General features: G+C 70.7%; 14 protein-coding genes and 1 other RNA gene. 5 read left to right on the top strand and 10 right to left on the bottom strand.

Annotated features, from left to right (window positions below; genetic code table 11):
* Positions 1 to 55: 55 nt before the first annotated feature.
* Complete coding sequence (locus AB6V29_RS05890) at positions 56 to 814, bottom strand: DeoR/GlpR family DNA-binding transcription regulator (RefSeq protein WP_210074163.1); 759 nt, start codon at positions 812 to 814, stop codon at positions 56 to 58.
* A gap of 43 nt (positions 815 to 857) precedes the next feature.
* Here AB6V29_RS05890 and AB6V29_RS05885 point away from each other — a divergent pair, with 43 nt between their 5' ends.
* Positions 858 to 1526, top strand: coding sequence for an NUDIX domain-containing protein (locus AB6V29_RS05885; RefSeq protein WP_210073562.1), 669 nt, complete (start codon positions 858 to 860; stop codon positions 1524 to 1526).
* A gap of 68 nt (positions 1527 to 1594) precedes the next feature.
* On the opposite strand, the gene ffs is transcribed toward AB6V29_RS05885, so the two are convergent.
* The 3 genes from ffs to AB6V29_RS05870 all read right to left on the bottom strand — a co-directional run bounded on the left by ffs (position 1595) and on the right by AB6V29_RS05870 (position 3902).
* An RNA gene (ffs, locus tag AB6V29_RS05880) (signal recognition particle sRNA small type) lies at positions 1595 to 1691 on the bottom strand.
* Positions 1692 to 1711: 20 nt separating this feature from the next.
* Positions 1712 to 2410, bottom strand: a complete 699-nt coding sequence (locus AB6V29_RS05875; protein WP_210073559.1) for a helix-turn-helix domain-containing protein — start codon at positions 2408 to 2410, stop codon at positions 1712 to 1714.
* Entirely contained in the window at positions 2403 to 3902 is a 1500-nt protein-coding gene (locus tag AB6V29_RS05870; RefSeq protein WP_369357521.1) for an APC family permease, read from the bottom strand. Before AB6V29_RS05870 ends, AB6V29_RS05875 begins: the two co-directional genes overlap by 8 nt.
* Positions 3903 to 4118: 216 nt before the next feature.
* Here AB6V29_RS05870 and AB6V29_RS05865 point away from each other — a divergent pair, with 216 nt between their 5' ends.
* The 4 genes from AB6V29_RS05865 to AB6V29_RS05850 all read left to right on the top strand — a co-directional run bounded on the left by AB6V29_RS05865 (position 4119) and on the right by AB6V29_RS05850 (position 8347).
* A complete protein-coding gene (locus AB6V29_RS05865) occupies positions 4119 to 5594 on the top strand; it encodes an APC family permease (RefSeq protein WP_369357519.1) in 1476 nt (491 codons plus the stop codon).
* Positions 5595 to 5666: 72 nt separating this feature from the next.
* The gene (locus tag AB6V29_RS05860; protein ID WP_369357517.1) at positions 5667 to 7673 is read left to right on the top strand and encodes a primary-amine oxidase; all 2007 of its coding nucleotides are present in this window, start codon (positions 5667 to 5669) and stop codon (positions 7671 to 7673) included.
* Between the two features lie 4 nt (positions 7674 to 7677).
* Positions 7678 to 8172 (top strand): hypothetical protein, encoded by a 495-nt coding sequence (locus AB6V29_RS05855; protein WP_369357515.1) that lies wholly within the window; start codon positions 7678 to 7680, stop codon positions 8170 to 8172.
* Between the two features lie 25 nt (positions 8173 to 8197).
* Entirely contained in the window at positions 8198 to 8347 is a 150-nt protein-coding gene (locus AB6V29_RS05850) for a hypothetical protein (protein WP_369357514.1), read from the top strand.
* A gap of 74 nt (positions 8348 to 8421) precedes the next feature.
* On the opposite strand, the gene AB6V29_RS05845 is transcribed toward AB6V29_RS05850, so the two are convergent.
* The 6 genes from AB6V29_RS05845 to AB6V29_RS05820 all read right to left on the bottom strand — a co-directional run bounded on the left by AB6V29_RS05845 (position 8422) and on the right by AB6V29_RS05820 (position 17045).
* Positions 8422 to 11448 carry an alpha-mannosidase gene (locus AB6V29_RS05845; protein WP_369357512.1) on the bottom strand — a complete coding sequence of 1009 codons (3027 nt, stop codon included), beginning with the start codon at positions 11446 to 11448 and terminating at the stop codon, positions 8422 to 8424.
* Between the two features lie 30 nt (positions 11449 to 11478).
* Positions 11479 to 12390 (bottom strand): carbohydrate ABC transporter permease, encoded by a 912-nt coding sequence (locus tag AB6V29_RS05840; RefSeq protein ID WP_267787752.1) that lies wholly within the window; start codon positions 12388 to 12390, stop codon positions 11479 to 11481.
* Positions 12387 to 13319, bottom strand: a complete 933-nt coding sequence (locus AB6V29_RS05835) for a carbohydrate ABC transporter permease (protein WP_210073548.1) — start codon at positions 13317 to 13319, stop codon at positions 12387 to 12389. Before AB6V29_RS05835 ends, AB6V29_RS05840 begins: the two co-directional genes overlap by 4 nt.
* Before the next feature lie 2 nt (positions 13320 to 13321).
* Positions 13322 to 14680, bottom strand: a complete 1359-nt coding sequence (locus AB6V29_RS05830; RefSeq protein WP_267787754.1) for an extracellular solute-binding protein — start codon at positions 14678 to 14680, stop codon at positions 13322 to 13324.
* Positions 14681 to 14818: 138 nt separating this feature from the next.
* Positions 14819 to 16024, bottom strand: coding sequence for an ROK family transcriptional regulator (locus AB6V29_RS05825; protein ID WP_210073544.1), 1206 nt, complete (start codon positions 16022 to 16024; stop codon positions 14819 to 14821).
* Between the two features lie 88 nt (positions 16025 to 16112).
* Entirely contained in the window at positions 16113 to 17045 is a 933-nt protein-coding gene (locus AB6V29_RS05820) for an ROK family protein (protein ID WP_369357509.1), read from the bottom strand.
* Between the last annotated feature and the right edge of the window lie 58 nt (positions 17046 to 17103).

Below are 17103 nucleotides of genomic sequence, written 5' to 3'. Positions count from 1 at the left end.
TCCAGCCTATTGCGCGCCTCCGACACCGCTGCGGGGTTGCTTCGGCGTCGAGTGATCACGGCGACGCCGGAAGCAGGCGCGCTCCCGCCGCGCGCAGCTCTCCCGCGAGCGCGGCCCCGGGATCGAGGTCGGCGATGATCCCGGTCACTCCGTCCAGCGGCAGGATGCCGAAGCGCGAGGCTGCGCCCAGCTTCTCCTCGCTCGCGAGAACGAACGTCTCGGCCGCGCGGGCGGCGAGCGCTCTCTTCATCGCCGCCTCCTCGGCATCTCCCGTCGACAGCCCGGCCTCGGGATGCACGCCCGTCACCCCCAGGAAGAAGAGGTCGGCGCTGATGTTCTGGGCCGCCTCCATCGCGGCTGCCCCGCAGGCCACGGCGGAGTGCTTGAAGATGCGCCCGCCCAGGACGATGACCTCCGCGTCGTGGTGCAGCAGCCCCGCGGCGATCGTCGGCGAGTGCGTGATGACGGTTCCCGAGAACGAGCGCGGTAGCACGTCGAGCATCGCGAGGGTCGTGGTGCCGCCGTCGAGCAGCACGGTGGCGCCCGGCTCGATCACGGCCACCGCCGCCGCCGCGACACGTGCTTTGCTCGACCGGGCGACCTCGGCACGCGCGGAGTAGTCGGCGACGGCCGGCGATGCCGGGAGGGCGCCGCCGTAGACGCGGACGGCCAGGCCCGCGGCATCCAGTTCTCGCAGGTCCCGACGGATGCTGTCTTCGGACAGACCGAGTTCGACGGCCACGTCCTTCACGACGAGTCGGCCATCGCGGCGGAGGCGGTCGAGGAGGGCGTCCTTGCGGGCGGCGGCGAGCATCACGTTCGCATTCTTGCACGTTTCTGCACTATCGTTCCGACTCATGACCCTCCCCCCACCCGGCTCCACCGTTCCCGACCACCGCGGCCGCACCGGCCTCGACCGGACCGGACTCGACCTCGACAGGAACCCCCGTGTGCAGGTCACCGGCGTCGAGCTCCTCGCCGCCGGATGGCACGTGCTGCGCGCGACCACGTTCCGGTACCGAGGCGACGACGGCGAGTGGACCACCCTCACCCGCGAGACCTACGACCGCGGCAACGGCGCGACGATCCTGCTCTACGACCTCGAACGGCGGACCGTCCTGCTCACGCGACAGTTCCGCTACCCGATCTACGTCAACGACCACCCCGACGGCATGCTCATCGAGACCGCGGCGGGCCTGCTCGACGACGACGACCCCGTCACCGCGATCCGCCGCGAGGCCGAGGAGGAGACCGGCGTGCGGGTAGCCGAGGTGGAGCACGTCTTCGACGCGTTCATGAGTCCGGGCTCGGTCACCGAACGGCTGCACTTCTTCGCCGCGGCCTACGACGGGGCCGAGCGCGAGGGCGACCGCGGGGGCCTCGCCGAGGAGGACGAGGAGATCGAGATCCTCGAGTACGACATCGATGTCGCCCTCTCGATGATCCGGGACGGATCGATCCAGGATGCCAAGACCATCATGCTGCTGCAGTGGGCGGTGCTCGACGGGCCCTTCGCCTCCCGGTGACGGGAACGCAGTCCGACAAGCGCGCAGCTCAGCCGGCATCCCGTCGCGCAGACGAGGCTTCCGGGCAAAGAAAAGACCCTCCGCGCACCCGGTAGAGCCTGGTTACCCTTGCTACGTTTCCGTCCTGGGGGAGTTGGCCGGGATACCGCCACGCGGAGAGCCGAGTACAGCCTACCCGATGCGCGTCACACCATCAGCGGGGCGAGGGCGTCGGCCGCCGGCCGCAGGGCCGACAGCACGTCGACGGGGTCGTCGACACGGTGTCGCGGCCCCGAGAACGCCACGGCGCCCGCCGCCAGGCCGCTCGCATCGACGATCGGCACAGCGAGACACCCGGACGCGGCCACGAGTTCTCCGCTCTGGCGTGTCGCCCCCCATCGTGCGAGGTCGTCGCGCGCGCGGTCGAGTTCGGGCGTACCCTCGTCGCCCTGCGACACCAGCATGAGTCGGCCGAGCGCATACCGGGCGGGTTCGCGCGCAAGACGCGCCTCGTCCGACAGGGGGAAGTCGGGATCGGCATCGACCACCGCGACCCGCCCGTCGACGAACAGCGCGACGTGCACTCCCCCGCGTACGGTCAGGCGCGCCTCGGCGAGCACCGCCCGCGCGGCCGACGACAGACGCGCCGGCGGAGCGACGACGGCCGCCAGCTGCGCGACCTTCGCGCCCAGCGCGAACCCCGCGAGATCCGGCGTGCGAACGAGGTACTCGTCTTCGACGAGGAGGTTCACGAGACGGTAGGTCGTGGCGCGCGGGAGACCGAGCTCGGCGGAGATCCGCTGGGCGCTCACCCCGGCGCCGAGCTGGGCGACGGCCTCGAGGACGGCGAGCGCGGAGTGCACGGCACCGGGCTGGCGTGCGGCAAGCGCCGGTTGCTCACGCATCGCCGGGATGCCGCGGCGACACCACTCCCCCGAGCACCTGCGCCGCGACCGGCTCGTCGTAGACACCGAGCGCCCCCGGGCCGTGCCGGCGACGGAGGACGGAGATGACGGCGGCGGACACGGCGGCCAGCACCGCGACGATCGCGACGACCGGCCCGCCCTCGGCCGCGTCGTCGATGAAGAACGACACGAGGGCCGCGGCGAGGGCGAGCGCCGAGACCCCCGCGACCACCGTGACGCCGACCGTGGATTCACCGATGCGGCGGAGGAACACGGGGGCGGCGACGCAGACGAGGATGTAGGCCACGATGTACCCCGCGGCCCCCACCCCGATCGTGATGTGCATCGCGTCGCGGGTGTCGATCCCCGCGGCGACCACGAGCACCGGCGCAGCCGTGATGACCGGGAGCGCGCACCCGACGGCCGCCGCCGGGGTACCGAAGCGCCGATGCGCGCGTCCGACGGCGTCCGGGAGCACCCCGTCGCGGCTCAGCGCGAACAGCACCCGCACGAGCGCGGTGGTCGTGCCGATCGCACAGGCGAGGAACGACGCCGCGATGCCCAGATCGGCGACCACCCCCCATCCGCCCAGACCGTACGCCTCGGTGAGCTCGTTGACCGGCGAGACGCTGGTCGCCAGATCGGCTCCGAGGGCGTCGAACCCGGCCACCTGGGTCAACGCCGCGAGGACGTAGAGAAGGCCGGACAGAACGACGGTGCCGGTGATCGCGCGCGGGACGTTGCGCAACGGAGACACCGATTCGACGCCGAGCGTCGCTGCGGACTCGAACCCGACGAACGCCGTCAGGGCGATCACCGCCCCCGCCGCGAAAGCCGTCGGATCGAGGTGTGCCGTCCCCACCCCCGCGACCGCGGCGAGGTCGATCGGACCGATGCGCACCAGAAGCGCGATGAGGAGCACGACGATCAGGGCGACCGACAGGGTCTCGACGACGAGAGCGGCACGGGCGGAGATCCGGATGCCGCGGACGAGCACGAACGCGACGAGAAGGCCCTGACCCACGAGGAAGAGTGCGGTGACGATCGTTCGGTCGATCGACGGCCAGACCCCCGACACCAGGTAGGTGGCGTAGTACGCGCCGCCGAGCATGGCGAACATCGCCACCGCGCCATACCCCGTGAGGATCGCCGCCCCCGCGGCGAGGCCGGCCCGTGTGCCGAGACCGCGAGCGGTGTAGGTGTACAGGGCGCCCGTGGCGGCGAAGCGACGGGCGAACTGCGAGATCGTCCGGGCAACCCCCAGGCTCAGGATCGCCGCGGCCACGATCGCGGTGACCGTCGCCCCGGGAGCGACACCCGCCACCAGCAGGACGACCGTCGTCGCCGCCGCGGCCGGGGCGACCGCCGCGATCGACTGAGCGGCGAGGTCGACGATGCCGATCCGGCGCCTGTCGAGCCCGTGCAGGGGCGACCGGTCGCCGAAGCCGGCGACAGGGTCGGGGCGCGCGATGGCGCGAGCGAGTGCGTTCACGTGGTCTCCGTCGGGTGCTGCCGACCGTACGCGGCGGGCGTTGCACCCGGGCGACCCGCGTGTTTCGTGCTCGTGACCTCGACTGAGACACACCCCCGGCGGGCGTCTCACTCGGTGTGGGCACACCTTCACGACGACTACACGGTCCGGCAACGACGCCACGGGAACCTCGACTCACGAACCGCGCACCCTCACCCGAACTCCGGAGGACTGGAAATGACCCAACTCGAATCGAAGGGAGTGGCGGCGTCGGCGAAGCGGACGTTGCAGGGCTCCCTCGGTGTCACGGCGATCATCTTCATGGTGGTCGCCGCCGCATCGCCGCTCACCGTCGTGGGCGGCGCCGGCCCGCTCGGCATCCTGATCGGCAACGGTGTCGGCTACCCGGCTCTGTACGCCGTCAGCGCCGTCATCCTGCTTCTGTTCGCGGTGGGCCTCGCGGCCATGACCCGGCACGTCCCCCGCCCCGGCGCCTTCTTCACCTACATCGGATACGGCCTGGGACGCCCCTCCGGGCTCGCCGCGGCGTGGACCGCGATCCTGACCTACACGACCATCCAGGTCGCGGTGTACGGCTACGTCGGGTACCTGCTCGAGATCACCATCGTGTCGGTGGGCGGGCCGGATCTTCCGTGGTGGCTGTACGCGCTGGCCACCGTCGCGCTGGTCGGGATCCTCGGCTACCGGCACATCGACCTGTCCAGCAAGGTGCTGGGCGTCCTTCTCATCGCGGAGGTGGCGATCGTCCTCGTCCTGGTCGGCGCGGTGGTCGCCACCGGAGGCCCGGAGGGACTGAGCCTCGCGCCCTTCGAGCCCGCCAACATCGCCAGCGGCTCGCCCGGAGTGGGGCTGATGTTCGCGATCGCCGCCTTCATCGGCTTCGAGGCCACCGCCATCTTCCGCGACGAGGCGCGCGACCCCGACCGCACGATCCCGCGGGCGACCTACGGCGCCGTCATCGGCATCGGGGTCTTCTACACCGTGTCGACCTGGGGATTGGTGATGGCCTGGGGACCGAACGGCGTGCTCGCCGCCGCCGCGGAGAACCCCGCGACGCTGATGCTCCGCACCGTCGCGTTGTACCTCGGCACGGTCGGCGAGGTCATCGTCAACGTCCTGCTGCTGACCTCGATGTTCGCGTGCGTCCTGTCGTTCCACAACGTCCTGACGCGCTACCAGCACGCGATGTCGAGCGCCGGGGTCCTCCCGGAGGCGGTGTCCGGAGTGCACGCACGACACCTCTCGCCGCACGTGTCGTCGATCGTGCAGACCGTCACGGCGGGTGTCCTGCTCGCCGCGTTCGCCCTGCTCGGACTCGACCCCCTCCTGCAGGTGTTCACCTGGCTCTCCGGCGTCGCGACCGTGGCCATCGTCATCCTGATGGCCGTGACCTCGGTCGCGGTGATCGTGTACTTCTCGCGCAACCGCCAGGACCGTCGTCCGTGGAACACGATGATCGCGCCGGCGCTCGGCTTCGTGGGGCTTGCGATCTCGGCCGTGGTGATCGTCGCCTACTTCCCCGTGATGGTCGGAGACGTCGACGCCCAGGGCGCGCCCACCTTCGGCGCGGTCACTTGGGCCCTGCTCGCGCTCGTGGTGGTCGTCCCCGCCTTAGGGTACGCCCAAGCCGCCTGGATCCGACGCCGCCGCCCCGCCGCCTACGCCAAGCTCACCGACGCCATCGCGGGATGACCGGATGCCGCGGCCCGGTGTCGCGGCATCCCTCCCGCCCCTTTCCCTCCCGCTCCACCCGAAAGAGACATCATGACCCTCACCGACCCGACGTCCACCGCCTTCACCGCGCCCGCGACGCCCGCCCACCCGCTGGCCTCCCTGTCGCCCGAGGAGATCACCGCCGTGCACGCGATCGCCTCCAGCCTCGACGGGCTCGACGAAGCCACCCGTTTCGCCTACGTCGGCCTCGAAGAAGCCCCGAAGGGCGAGGTGCTGGCATGGGAGCGGGGCGAGGGCCCCTTCCCCGAGCGCCGGGCACGCGTCCAGCTGCTCAACCTGCGCACGGCGCACTCGCTCGACCTCGTCGTGTCGTTGTCCACCGGTCAGGTGCTCCGTCAGACCGAGCTGGACGGCTCGGACGGACAGCTCCCGATCCTCGACGCTGAGTTCGAGGAGGTCGGGGTCATCGCGGGCGAGAGCGCCGAGTGGGTCGCGGCCCTCGCCGCGCGCGGGCTCACGACCGCCGACGTCGTCCTCGTGCCCCTCTCGGCCGGCCACTACGGCTACGAGAACGAGGTGGGTCGGCGCGTGCTGCGCGCCTTCGCGTTCCGTCAGGACCACCCCGGCGACCACCCGTGGGCGCACCCCGTCGACGGCCTCACCGCCTACATCGACGTCGCCGACCGCCGGGTCACCGAGATCATCGACACCCCCGGGTTCACCGTGCCCGAGACGCACGGCAACTACGACGACCCCGAGCTGCAGGGCCCGCCGCTCGAGGGGCTGAAGCCCATCGTCATCACCCAGCCCGAAGGGTCGAGCTTCACCGTCGACGGCGAGCACGTCTCGTGGGGCGAGTGGGACCTGCGCATCGGCTTCGACACCCGCGAGGGCTTGATCCTGCGCCAGCTGTCGTTCGCGGGACGACCCGTGATGTACCGCGGCTCGATCAGCGAGATGATCGTGCCCTACGCCGACCCCGCCCCGAACCGCTTCTGGCAGAACTACTTCGACACCGGTGAGTACCTCTTCGGCCGCTACACCAACGAGCTCGCACTCGGCTGCGACTGCGTCGGCGACATCACCTACGTCGACGCCGTGCTCTCGGACGAGAACGGGATGCCGCGGACCGTCCGCAACGCCGTGTGCATGCACGAGGAGGACTTCGGCACCCTCTGGAAGCACACCGACATCTTCACCGGCGCCAGCGAGGTGCGCCGTTCCCGACGTCTCGTGATCTCGTTCTTCACCACCGTCGGCAACTACGACTACGGCTTCTACTGGTACCTCTACCTCGACGGCACCATCGAGTGCGAGGCCAAGCTCACCGGCATCCTGTTCACCTCGGCCTACCCGGGCGAGGGCTACCCGTACGCCTCGGAGGTGGCACCGGGTCTGGGAGCCCCGTACCACCAGCACCTCTTCTCGGCGCGCCTGGACATGACGGTCGACGGCGTCGCGAACGTCGTGAACGAGATCGACGCCGTGCGCGTGCCGATCTCGGCCGAGAACCCGGCCGGTAACGCCTTCACCAAGAGTGTCACTCCCCTCACGAGCGAGAAGGTCTCGGGCCGTCTCGCCGACGGCTCCGTGAACCGTGTCTGGCAGATCGCCTCGACCGAGAAGACCACCGAACGCGGTCAGGCGACCTCGTACGTGCTCTTCCCGACCGAGACGCCGATGCTGCTCGCCGACGACACGTCGTCGATCGCCGCCCGTGCGGCGTTCGCCACGAAGAGCCTGTACGTCACGAAGTACGACCCCGACGAGCGCTACGCCGCGGGCGACTTCGTCAACCAGCACCCCGGCGGTGCCGGCATCCCGGCATTCATCGCCGGCGACGAGCCGCTCGTGGGCGAAGACGTGGTGCTATGGCACACCTTCGGGCTCACGCACTTCCCCCGCAACGAGGACTGGCCCGTCATGCCGATGGACTACGCCAAGTTCACGCTCAAGCCGTACAACTTCTTCGAGCGGAACCCCGTGCTGAACGTGCCCGCACCGGCCTCGACGCACTGCTCGTCCGCCGCGCACGCATCCGAGCACGAGCACGGCCACGACGCGGGCGACGCCCCGCCCGCCGAATGCCACTGCTGAGGCGATGAGCGAGATCCTCCACGTGGCGGCGGTCGCCCCCGCCGCGGTCGGTGCCTGCTGTCTGGCAGCCGATCGCGCGCGGGTGCGGCCGCCCGAGGTCCTGGCATCCGCCCTCATGCTCCTGGCGATGCTGGATGCCGCGGTGTTCGGGGTGGTCGCTCCGGTCTGGTGGACGGGGCTCCTGCTCGCCGGCGCGATCGCACTCACCGTGTGGCGCCGGCCGCGTCAACGCCGGACGCCGCGCGTCCCCGCGCTGATGACCGTCCATACGACGCTCGGAATGGTCGTGATGGGCGGGCTGCAGCTCGGCATGGGCGGGCACGCCGCCCCCGCCGGCCACGCCCATGGGCTCGCCCTGGCGCCCGTGCTGCTGGGCACGGCGGCGGTCTACGCGGTGCTGTCTCTCGAGATGATGCGTCGCATGCGGGCTCGGCTCGACCGTGCCCAGATCGGTGCGATGGCGGCATCCGTCGCTCTCATGGCGGTGGCGTCGGTGTGACCCCGCGCGCGGCTCGCGAGGTCACGTGTGCGGAAGAGACGCGCGTTCCGCGGCCCGGGCCGCGCGCCCCGTCATCGCGGCCGCACCACCACCGGGTGCCCGGCAAACCGCGGGCATCGAGCCGTGGCGGGTGGCGTCGCTGCTGCTCGCCGAGATCGGCCTCGACGCCGACTGAGCGCGCCCTCCCACCCGACGGCACCGCGGGGCGGGAGGGCCTCGCCGCTCGCCCGCCCCGCGGATCCTGCGCGGTCAGCGGGCGAGACGCAGGGTGACCAGCTGGAACGGGCGCAGGTCGAGCTCGACCACCCCGCCCGCCACGCTCGTCACCGCGGCGGCGTCGACCTCGCGCTCGAGCAGATCGGTCTCGGTGACACCCGCGACCTCGAACCCGGCCTCCACGCGCGCGCGCGTGCGCTCACCCAACGCCTCGTAGAGGCGCACGACGACGTCTCCCGAGCCGTCCTGCGCGAGCTTGACCGCCTCGACGACCACCCCGGGACGATCGAGCGTGACCAGGGGTGCGACCGTCGACTCGGCGGCATCCGCCACCGTCCGCTCGGGCAGGTTGGTGCGGTAGCCCTCGGCCACGGCGTCGACCACGTCGGCGCCCACGACGATGCCGACCTCGAGGTGGTGCGCTCCCTGGTCCTGACCGGGATCGGGGAACTTCGCCGAGCGGATGATCGACAGCCGCACCAGCGAGAAGGTTCCACCCGCCCCGCGCTCGTGGCGCGTGATGTCGTGGCCGTAGGTGGAGTCGTTGGTGACGGCCACGCCGAACCCCGGCTCGGCCACCCGGACCCAGCGGTGGGCGGCGGTCTCGAAGCGCGCGGCGTCCCACGAGGTGTTCGTGTGGGTCGGACGAACGACGTGACCGAACTGGATCTCGCTGGCCGCGCGATCGGTGTGCACGTCCACGGGCACACCGAGCTTGAGGAGCTTCTGCTGCTCGTGCCAATCGACCTCGAGCGAGAGACGCACCGTGCGCGACCCGTTGGCCAGGGCGATGCGCGTGACGATCGTGGAATCGCCCGTGCGTCGCTCGACCAGCACCGCGTCGCCGTCGAGGCGGACGGCCTCGGCGGAGTCGAGGGGGGTGACATGGCGACGGTAGGTCTCGTCGATGTCCCACGCGTCCCACTGGGTGGGAGTGTCGCGGAACACCTCGAACAGCCCCGCCGACTCTCCGGCGGGAACGGCCTCGCGACCCGAGGCGACCTCGATCATCGAGGTGATCAGACCGCGGCCGTCGACGACCACGCGCACGAGGCCGTTGTCGAGCACGAAGCCCTCGCCCGCGGGCCGGGGTGCGACGTCGCCGGCCGGGACCGCGGGGGCGATCGCGAGCGCCGGGGTGCCGGCGCGACGGTGAGGCGCGGCGTTCGCCACGACCGCGTGCTCCCCGGTGCCCACGAGAGCGCGGAGGCTGTCGGCGATGATCTGCTCGAGCTCCGTCGCGATCGCCGCGTAGTTGCGCTCGGCATCGCGGTGCACCCACGCGATCGAGGTGCCGGGCAGGATGTCGTGGAACTGCTGCAGCAGCACCAGGCGCCACAGGCGACGGAACGCCTCGGCCGGGTAGGCGGCACCGGTGCGCACGGTCGCGGTCGAAGCCCACAGCTCGGCCTCGCGCAGCAGGTGCTCGCTGCGGCGGTTGCCCTGCTTGGTGCGCAACTGGCTGGTGTACGTGCCGCGGTGGAACTCCAGGTACAGCTCCCCCGCCCACACGGCCGGATCGGCGTACTCGGCCTCGGCCGTTTCGAAGAAGTCACGCGGGGTGGAGTGCTTCACCACCGGCGCGCCCTCGAGCGAGTGCGTGCGAGCGATCGTCGCGGTCATCTCGCGGGTGGGTCCGCCGCCGCCGTCGCCGAAGCCGTAGGGAAGGAGCGAGGTGCGCGCGCGGCCCTTGTCGGCGAAGTTGCGCTCGGCGTGGGCGAGGTCGGCCGCGGTGACCTCGGAGTTGTACTTGTCGACCGGCGGGAAGTGCGTGAAGATGCGCGAACCGTCGATCCCCTCCCAGCGGAAGGTGTGGTGCGGGATGCGGTTGGTCTCGTTCCACGAGATCTTCTGCGTGAGGAACCAGCGGGCGCCCGCGGCCTTCATGATCTGGGGCAGCGCTGCGCTGTAGCCGAAGGAGTCGGGCAGCCACACCTCCTCGGTGTCGATGCCGAACTCCTCGAGGAAGAACGACTTGCCCTCGACGAACTGCCGGGCCATGGCCTCGCCGCCCACCATGTTGGTGTCGGACTCGACCCACATGCCGCCCACCGGCACGAAGCGCCCCTCGGCGACGCGCGCCTTGAGCCGCTCCCAGAGGGCCGGGTAGTGCTCCTTCATCCACGCGAACTGCTGCGCGGACGAGCTGGCGAAGACGAACTCGGGATCTTCGTCCATGAGCGAGAGCACGTTGCTGAAGGTGCGCGACACCTTACGGGCGGTCTCCCGCACCGGCCAGAGCCACGCCGAGTCGATGTGCGCATGACCGACCGCGTGCAGGACATGAGCGCTGGATGCCGCGGGGGCGGCGAGCAGAGGAGCGAGCGCGTCGCGACCGGCCTGCGCCGTCGCCGCGACGTCATCGGGATCGACCGCGTCGATCGCGGCATCCATTCCCTCGAGGAGGGTCGCCCGGCGCGCGGAGGTGGCGTCGAGCTCGGCGATGAGGCCGTGCAGGAGCCGGAAGTCCTGCAGCAGCTCCCACACCGCGAGGTCGCGCAGGCCGATCGACATCTCGCGCAGCGTATAGAGAGGAGTGTCTCCCGCCGTAGCGGGGTCGCCGAGGTGCGTCGGCTCGAACGTGAAGAGACTGCCCACGTCGGGGTTGGAGGCGGCCTCGACGAGCACGTCGATCCGGCCGTCGGTGCCGATGGCCGCCGCGGTGGCGTTGTTGAAGGGCGAAACGCCCTTGATCGGCGCCCCGTCGCGGTTCCAGATCAACGCCTCGCACTGGAAGCCGCTCTGCCCGGCGGTGAACCCGAGGTCGACGACGAACTCGGCCACCGTCCCGGCGGGCAAGGTGCCCGAGCCGTCACGCCAGGCGGCGGGGATCTCTCCCGACACGGCGAACCAGGTGGTGCCCCACGCCCGACCCCACGGCGTTCCGACGGCGAAGGGGCGGTACTCGGCATCCCGAGCCTCGGCGAAGGTCACGGGCTCGCCGGGGGCCTCCCATGCCTGGATGTCGAGGGGCTGGCGGGCGCGGTAGACGGCGGGGGCGAGACGCTCGCGGACGAAGCGTTCGATGCGCATCTCGGTGAGCGCGGTGCGGTCGTGCATGAAGGTGGATTCCTTGTCTGGGGGGACGGGTCAGCCCTTGACCGCGCCGGCGAGGGCCGACGGGCCGCCGAGTCCGCGCTGCACGAGCACGTACAGGCCGAGGACCGGAAGGGAGTAGACGATCGAGTAGGCCGCGAGCTGGCCGTAGGCCACGGCTCCGAACGACCCGAAGAAGTTGAAGATGCTGACCGCCGCCGGCTGGTAGTCGGGGCTGAGCAGCAGCACGAAGGGAACGAAGAAGTTCCCCCACGCCTGGATGAACGTGAAGATGAACACCACCGCGATGCCCGGGCGCATGAGGGGCAGCACGATCTGGACGAGGGTGCGCATCGAACCCGCACCGTCCATCCATGCGGCGTGTTCGAGCTCGACGGGTACGCCGTCCATGAAGTTCTTCATCATCCAGATCGCGATCGGCAGAGCGCTCGCGGTCAGGAAGAGGATCGTGCCGCCGATCGAGTCGATGAGATTCAGCTGCACGAACAAGCTGTAGACCGGCACCATGATCGCCGTGATCGGAAGGCACGTGCCGAAGAGCACCGCGTAGAGGAAGGGCTTTCCCACGCGCATCCTGTACCGCGACAGCGGATAGGCGGCGAGCGAGGCGAGCACGACCGTCGCGATCGAGGTGCCTCCCGCCAGCAGGACGCTGTTCCACAGGGGCTGGAAGAGCAGGTCGGGCTTCATGACGGCGGCGAAGTTGTCGAGGGTGACGACCTCGGGCATCTTGATGGCGAGGGTGGGTTGCGCATCGAGCGAGGCCGTGACGAGCCAGACGAGAGGCACGACGAACAGGATGCCGACGACGAGGAGCAGCGTGTTGGCGACGACCCGCAGCACACGGGTACGCGGCGACGACAGGGACGCCTTCTTGCGCGCGGGTGCACGGCGCGACGACCGGACGCGAGCGCCGGTGACCTCGGGAAGGGTGGCGGTGGTCATGAGGAGACCTCCTCGCGCAGCGCGCGGACGTAGAAGAAGGAGAAGATCGCACCGATGAGCAGCATGATCGTGGCGATCGCAGTGCCGTACCCGAGCTCGCCGAACTTCAGGCCCTCCTGGTAGGCGAGGATCGGCAGCGTCGTGCTCTTGTTGCCGGGGCCACCGCCGGTCATGACGAAGATGAGCGTGAAGACCGAGAGGGTCTGCAGCGTGACGATCATCGAGTTCGTCCCGATGGTCGAGCGGATCATGGGGATCGTGATGAGCAGGAGGCGCTTGATGCCGCTCGCGCCGTCGACCTCGGCGGCCTCGGTGATCTCGGGCGGCACGTCGGCCAGAGCCGCCGAATAGACCATCATCGAGAAGGCCGTCCCGCGCCAGATGTTGGCGAAGATGACCATGAGCACCGGCATCGTGAACAGCCAGCTGACCGGGTCGAGCCCGAAGACGGCGAGGATGGCGTTGAGGGTGCCGTTGTCGCGGAAGAAGGCGTAGGCGGCGAAGGCCGCGACGATCTCGGGCAGCACCCACGCCGTGACGACGATCGTGCCGACCACCGCGGTGACGACGCGGTTGCCCGAGCGCATCATGAGAGCAAGTGCGAGACCCAGGATGTTCTGGCCGATGACGGCCGAGAAGAACACGAAGACGATCGTGTTGACGACCGCGACCGGGAAGTCGGGGGCCTTGAAGAGCTGGGTGTAGTTGTCGAGGCCGACGAACTCGCTCGCGACCGCCGTGGAGCCCGAGAGCGTCGCGTTGGTGAGGGAGCCCCACAGCGAGACGAGGATCGGACCGAGCAGGAACACGGCGAGCAGCAGTGCTGCGGGAAGGAGCGGGAGCGCCCGGGCCGAGGACCGGAGGCCGCGCGTCTTGGCGCGCGACCCCCGGTCGGTTCCGGTCGCCCCGGTCTGAGCCAGGGCGGTCATGCTCAGCCGTTCTGGGTGTTGTCTTCGCCGACGATGCCGATGACGGCCTGATCGTAGGCGGCGGCCGCGTCGTCGACGCTGGACTGCCCGGTCATGACGGCTTCCATGGCGACCTGGATCTGGTTCGAGATCTTGTCGTAGTCCTCGGTCGCCGGACGGAAGTGCGTGGTGTCGACGAAGCTCGAGAACGTCTTGAAGCTCGGGTTCGCGTCGAGGTACTCGCTGGACTGGGCCACGTCGGAGCGCACCGCGATCTGGCTGTTGTCGATGTTGTAGGACGTCGCGTTGTCCTTGTTGACGGCCGTGGAGAGGAAGTCCCACGCGGCGTCGGCGTTCTTGGTGTTCTTGCCGATCGCGAGCGTCCACCCGCCCGACATGCTGGTCGTGCCGGGCGCCTGCCCCTTCTGCGTCGGCATCGCGGCGATGCCGAGGGCGTCGCTCCATGCGGGCCACGGGGCCGTGCCGCCGTCGACCCAGGCGGCCGACTGCCAGGAGCCGTCGAGGGCGATGGCGAGCTTGCCCTTGGGCAGCCAGTCGGCGGTCACGCTGGTGAAGATGTTGGGGTCGAGCGCCTGCTGGAGCGAGGGCCCGAGGCCGCCCTGGTAGACGTCGCTGACGAACTGCAGCGAGTCCTTGAAGCCCTGGCTGCCCACCACCCACTTCTTCGAGGAGGTGTCGTAGAGGCTGTCTTCGGTGCCGTAGAGGAGCATCTCGAGACCCTGCATGGATGCCGCTTCGCCGGCCGTCTTGCCCGAGTAGACGTTGATCGGGATGACGTCGGGGTCGGCCGCCTTGACCTTCTCGGCCGCGGAGAGCACGTCGGCCCAGGTCTTCGGCTGCCAGGGCACCGAGATGCCGGCCTTCGCGAAGATCTCCTTGTTGTACCAGAGGCCGCGGGTGTCCGTGCCGAGCGAGACGCCGTAGGTCTTGCCATCGGGGCCGAGACCGGCCTGCTTGGCCCCCTCGGCGAACTGCGACCAGTCGCTCCACGTCGAGAGGTAGTCGTCGAGGGGAAGCAGGTAGCCGGCGGCCGCGTCGGACTGGATCTTGAAGGTGTCTTCGTACTGGACGTCGGGGGCGGTGCTGGCCGACTTGTTCATCAGCGCGAGCTTCGTGTAGTAGTCGGCGCCCTCGGCCTGGATCGGCACGAGCTCGACGGTCATACCCGGATGCGCGGCCTCGTACTGCGACTTGGCGGTCTCCATCAGCGTCTGCATCTGGTTGAAGGTCGCCGTGGTCTGGTACGCGACGCGGATCGTCTTTCCGTCGCCCGCACCCGCGCTCCCCGCGGAGCAGCCGGCGAGGGCCACGGTCAGGGCGGTGGCGGTCAGAAGACCGGTCGCCATCGTCAGTTTCTTCATTGAAGCTCCCTTGCTCGGGTGGAGACACCGCGTCGCCAGAACCTTTTATAAATCAAATGGACTAACTCGGCAAGTCCGAGAGCGCGAGCGCGCGTAACGATCGGGACTCGCCCGGCTATGAGAGACGGTGGGCGCGCCTCAGAGCGCGATCATCATGCGCGCCGGCCGCGCGGAGAAGGCACCGTCGAGCATGAGGCAGGCGGCCCCGACGGCCGCCACATCGGACCCGACACGTGAGCGGCGCACGACGATCTCGCGCGTCGCGGTCGAGGCGGCGTCCACCGCGACGCGCTCGGCGACGATGTCGCCCAGGACTCCCGCGAGACGCTCCCACACCGGACCGCCGAGGACCACCTCGTCGACGTCGATGAGGTTGTTCGTCACCACGAGCGCTCGGGCGATGCGCGCCCCCGCCTGTCGCAGCACGGCGGCCGCGCGCTCCTCGCCCTCGCGGGCGTCTCGCACGAGCCGATCCAGATCGGGACGGGTGTCCCCGGCGCGAGCGGGAGCGTACCCCGCCTCGGCGAGCAGCACGCGCGGCTCGATCGACACCCCCAGGCAGCCGTGTGCCCCGCAGGCGCACTCCGGGCCCTCGGGATCGACGACGACGTGGGCGATGCCGCCCGCGTTGCCGGTCCGTCCGCGCACGGGAGCACCCGCGATCGCAAGTCCGACGCCGACGCCGGCACCGTAGTACAGGAACATCGCGTCGCCGAGAGCATCGGAGCGGTCGAACCACATCTCGCCCACCATGGCGGCGGTCACGTCCTTCTCGACGATGACCGGCAGGCCCGTCACGGCTCCCAGGTCTTCGCGCACGTTGACGTTGTGCCACTCGGGCAGCAGGGGCGGGTCGAGCAGGCGCCCCCCACGCGCGTCGAAAGGACCCGGGGCGGCGACGCCGACACCGAGCACGAGCTCGCGCGGGATGCCGGCGCGCTCGACGATCGCGTCGACGGCGGCACCCACGGCATCCACGAGACTCCCGGGGGCGGACACGACGGGGCGGGCGATCTCGTCGTGGACGATGACCTCGCCCGCCATGTCGACGACCACGATCGTGTCGACCACGGGATCCAGGTGCACGCCGACCGCGAATCGCGAGCGCGGCGCGAGCTTGAGCATCGTGCGCGGCTTGCCGGGGCCGGAGATGACCTTGCCCGCCTCGACGATGAGTCCCTCGTCGGCCAGGCGACGGGTGACATTGCTGAGCGTCTGCGCGCTGAGACCGGTGCGCGCCGTCAGCTCGACCCGGCTGAGTCCCTCGGGCGAGCGCCGGATGTGGTCCAGCACGAGCGTCTGGTTGTACTCCCCGACGGCGGGCAGGTTGGATCCGGTGCGCATGACCCCCGCCCTCGTTCGCCGGTCCGCGGCGCGGGCCCTCTCGCCCAGATTACGCCCGCTCATCCACGCACTTCTCGGTACGGTGCGCTCAGGACTGCAGCGCCAGTGCGGCCGCGCCCAGCAACGGTCCATCGCCGTCGAGACCCGAACCGACGATGCGGCACCGCCTCGCATAGGCGTGCAGCGACGCGGCCTGGGCTGCGGCGCGCACCTGGTCGACGTAATCGGGGGCGACCTGCGAGAAACCGCCGGCGATGGCCACGGCCTCGAGGTCGCACAGCGTGGCGGCCGCGGCGATGGCCTGGCCGACCGCGGTCGCCGAACGGCTCACGGCGGCGATGGCGGTGGCATCCCCCGCCGCGTGCGAAGCGGCGAGATCCAGACCGGTCTCGCCCTCCCAGCCCTGCGACCTCGCCCACGCGACGGTCCCGGGCCCCGCGGCGACGGCCTCGAGCGTCGCCGCCACGATCTCGCCCCCCTCGAGGGTGCGGACGAAGGTCTGGCCCAAGTGGCCGGCGTTGCCGCTCGCTCCGCTGACGGGACGACCACCGAGGACGAGGCCGCCGCCCACGCCGGTCGACACGACGATGGCCATCGCGTCGTCGCAGCCGACGAGGGCCCCGCGCCAGTGCTCGGCGAGGGCGATGCAGGTGCCGTCGAGCGCGAGATGGATGGGGCCGTCGACCAGCCCGCGCAGCACCTCGTCGACGGGCAGCCCCGCCGCCAGCGGGAGGTTCAGGGGCGACACCGAGCGCGAGGGCAGGTCGACCGGGCCCGCGCTGCCGACGCCGATCGCGGTGACCGTGGCTCCCGGTACGGCGGCGAGCGCGGCTTCGGCGGCCGCGCGGACGTTTCCGGCGATGGCGTCGCGGTCGTTCTCACGGCCGGTGGGGCGTCGGTTCACGCTCGCGCGGACCACCTCGCCGGAGGCCGAGACCAGGGCCGCGTCGACCTTGGTCCCGCCGATGTCGACGGCGAGCACATGGGTGACGGCGGGCAGGGACGGGGTGGTGTGCGACATGCGCGGGCTCCTCGGGTGGACCAACGCTCCCCGATCCTAGGGGCGAGCCCCCTCTCCC

The organism is Microbacterium sp. 20-116, assembly GCF_041079415.1.
Taxonomy (GTDB): domain Bacteria; phylum Actinomycetota; class Actinomycetes; order Actinomycetales; family Microbacteriaceae; genus Microbacterium.
The sequence above is the reverse complement of the archived record's forward strand: the minus strand, read 5'-3'. Positions and strand labels throughout refer to the sequence as shown.

What these genes read in the sequence shown, in the direction of transcription:
- AB6V29_RS05890 (WP_210074163.1), bottom strand. Translation starts at nt 814, where the DNA reads ATGCTCGCCGCCGCCCGCAAGGACGCCCTCCTCGACCGCCTCCGCCGC.
- AB6V29_RS05885 (WP_210073562.1), top strand. Translation starts at nt 858, where the DNA reads ATGACCCTCCCCCCACCCGGCTCCACCGTTCCCGACCACCGCGGCCGC.
- AB6V29_RS05875 (WP_210073559.1), bottom strand. Translation starts at nt 2,410, where the DNA reads ATGCGTGAGCAACCGGCGCTTGCCGCACGCCAGCCCGGTGCCGTGCAC.
- AB6V29_RS05865 (WP_369357519.1), top strand. Translation starts at nt 4,119, where the DNA reads ATGACCCAACTCGAATCGAAGGGAGTGGCGGCGTCGGCGAAGCGGACG.
- AB6V29_RS05860 (WP_369357517.1), top strand. Translation starts at nt 5,667, where the DNA reads ATGACCCTCACCGACCCGACGTCCACCGCCTTCACCGCGCCCGCGACG.
- AB6V29_RS05855 (WP_369357515.1), top strand. Translation starts at nt 7,678, where the DNA reads ATGAGCGAGATCCTCCACGTGGCGGCGGTCGCCCCCGCCGCGGTCGGT.
- AB6V29_RS05845 (WP_369357512.1), bottom strand. Translation starts at nt 11,448, where the DNA reads ATGCACGACCGCACCGCGCTCACCGAGATGCGCATCGAACGCTTCGTC.
- AB6V29_RS05840 (WP_267787752.1), bottom strand. Translation starts at nt 12,390, where the DNA reads ATGACCACCGCCACCCTTCCCGAGGTCACCGGCGCTCGCGTCCGGTCG.
- AB6V29_RS05835 (WP_210073548.1), bottom strand. Translation starts at nt 13,319, where the DNA reads ATGACCGCCCTGGCTCAGACCGGGGCGACCGGAACCGACCGGGGGTCG.
- AB6V29_RS05830 (WP_267787754.1), bottom strand. Translation starts at nt 14,680, where the DNA reads ATGAAGAAACTGACGATGGCGACCGGTCTTCTGACCGCCACCGCCCTG.
- AB6V29_RS05825 (WP_210073544.1), bottom strand. Translation starts at nt 16,024, where the DNA reads ATGCGCACCGGATCCAACCTGCCCGCCGTCGGGGAGTACAACCAGACG.
- AB6V29_RS05820 (WP_369357509.1), bottom strand. Translation starts at nt 17,045, where the DNA reads ATGTCGCACACCACCCCGTCCCTGCCCGCCGTCACCCATGTGCTCGCC.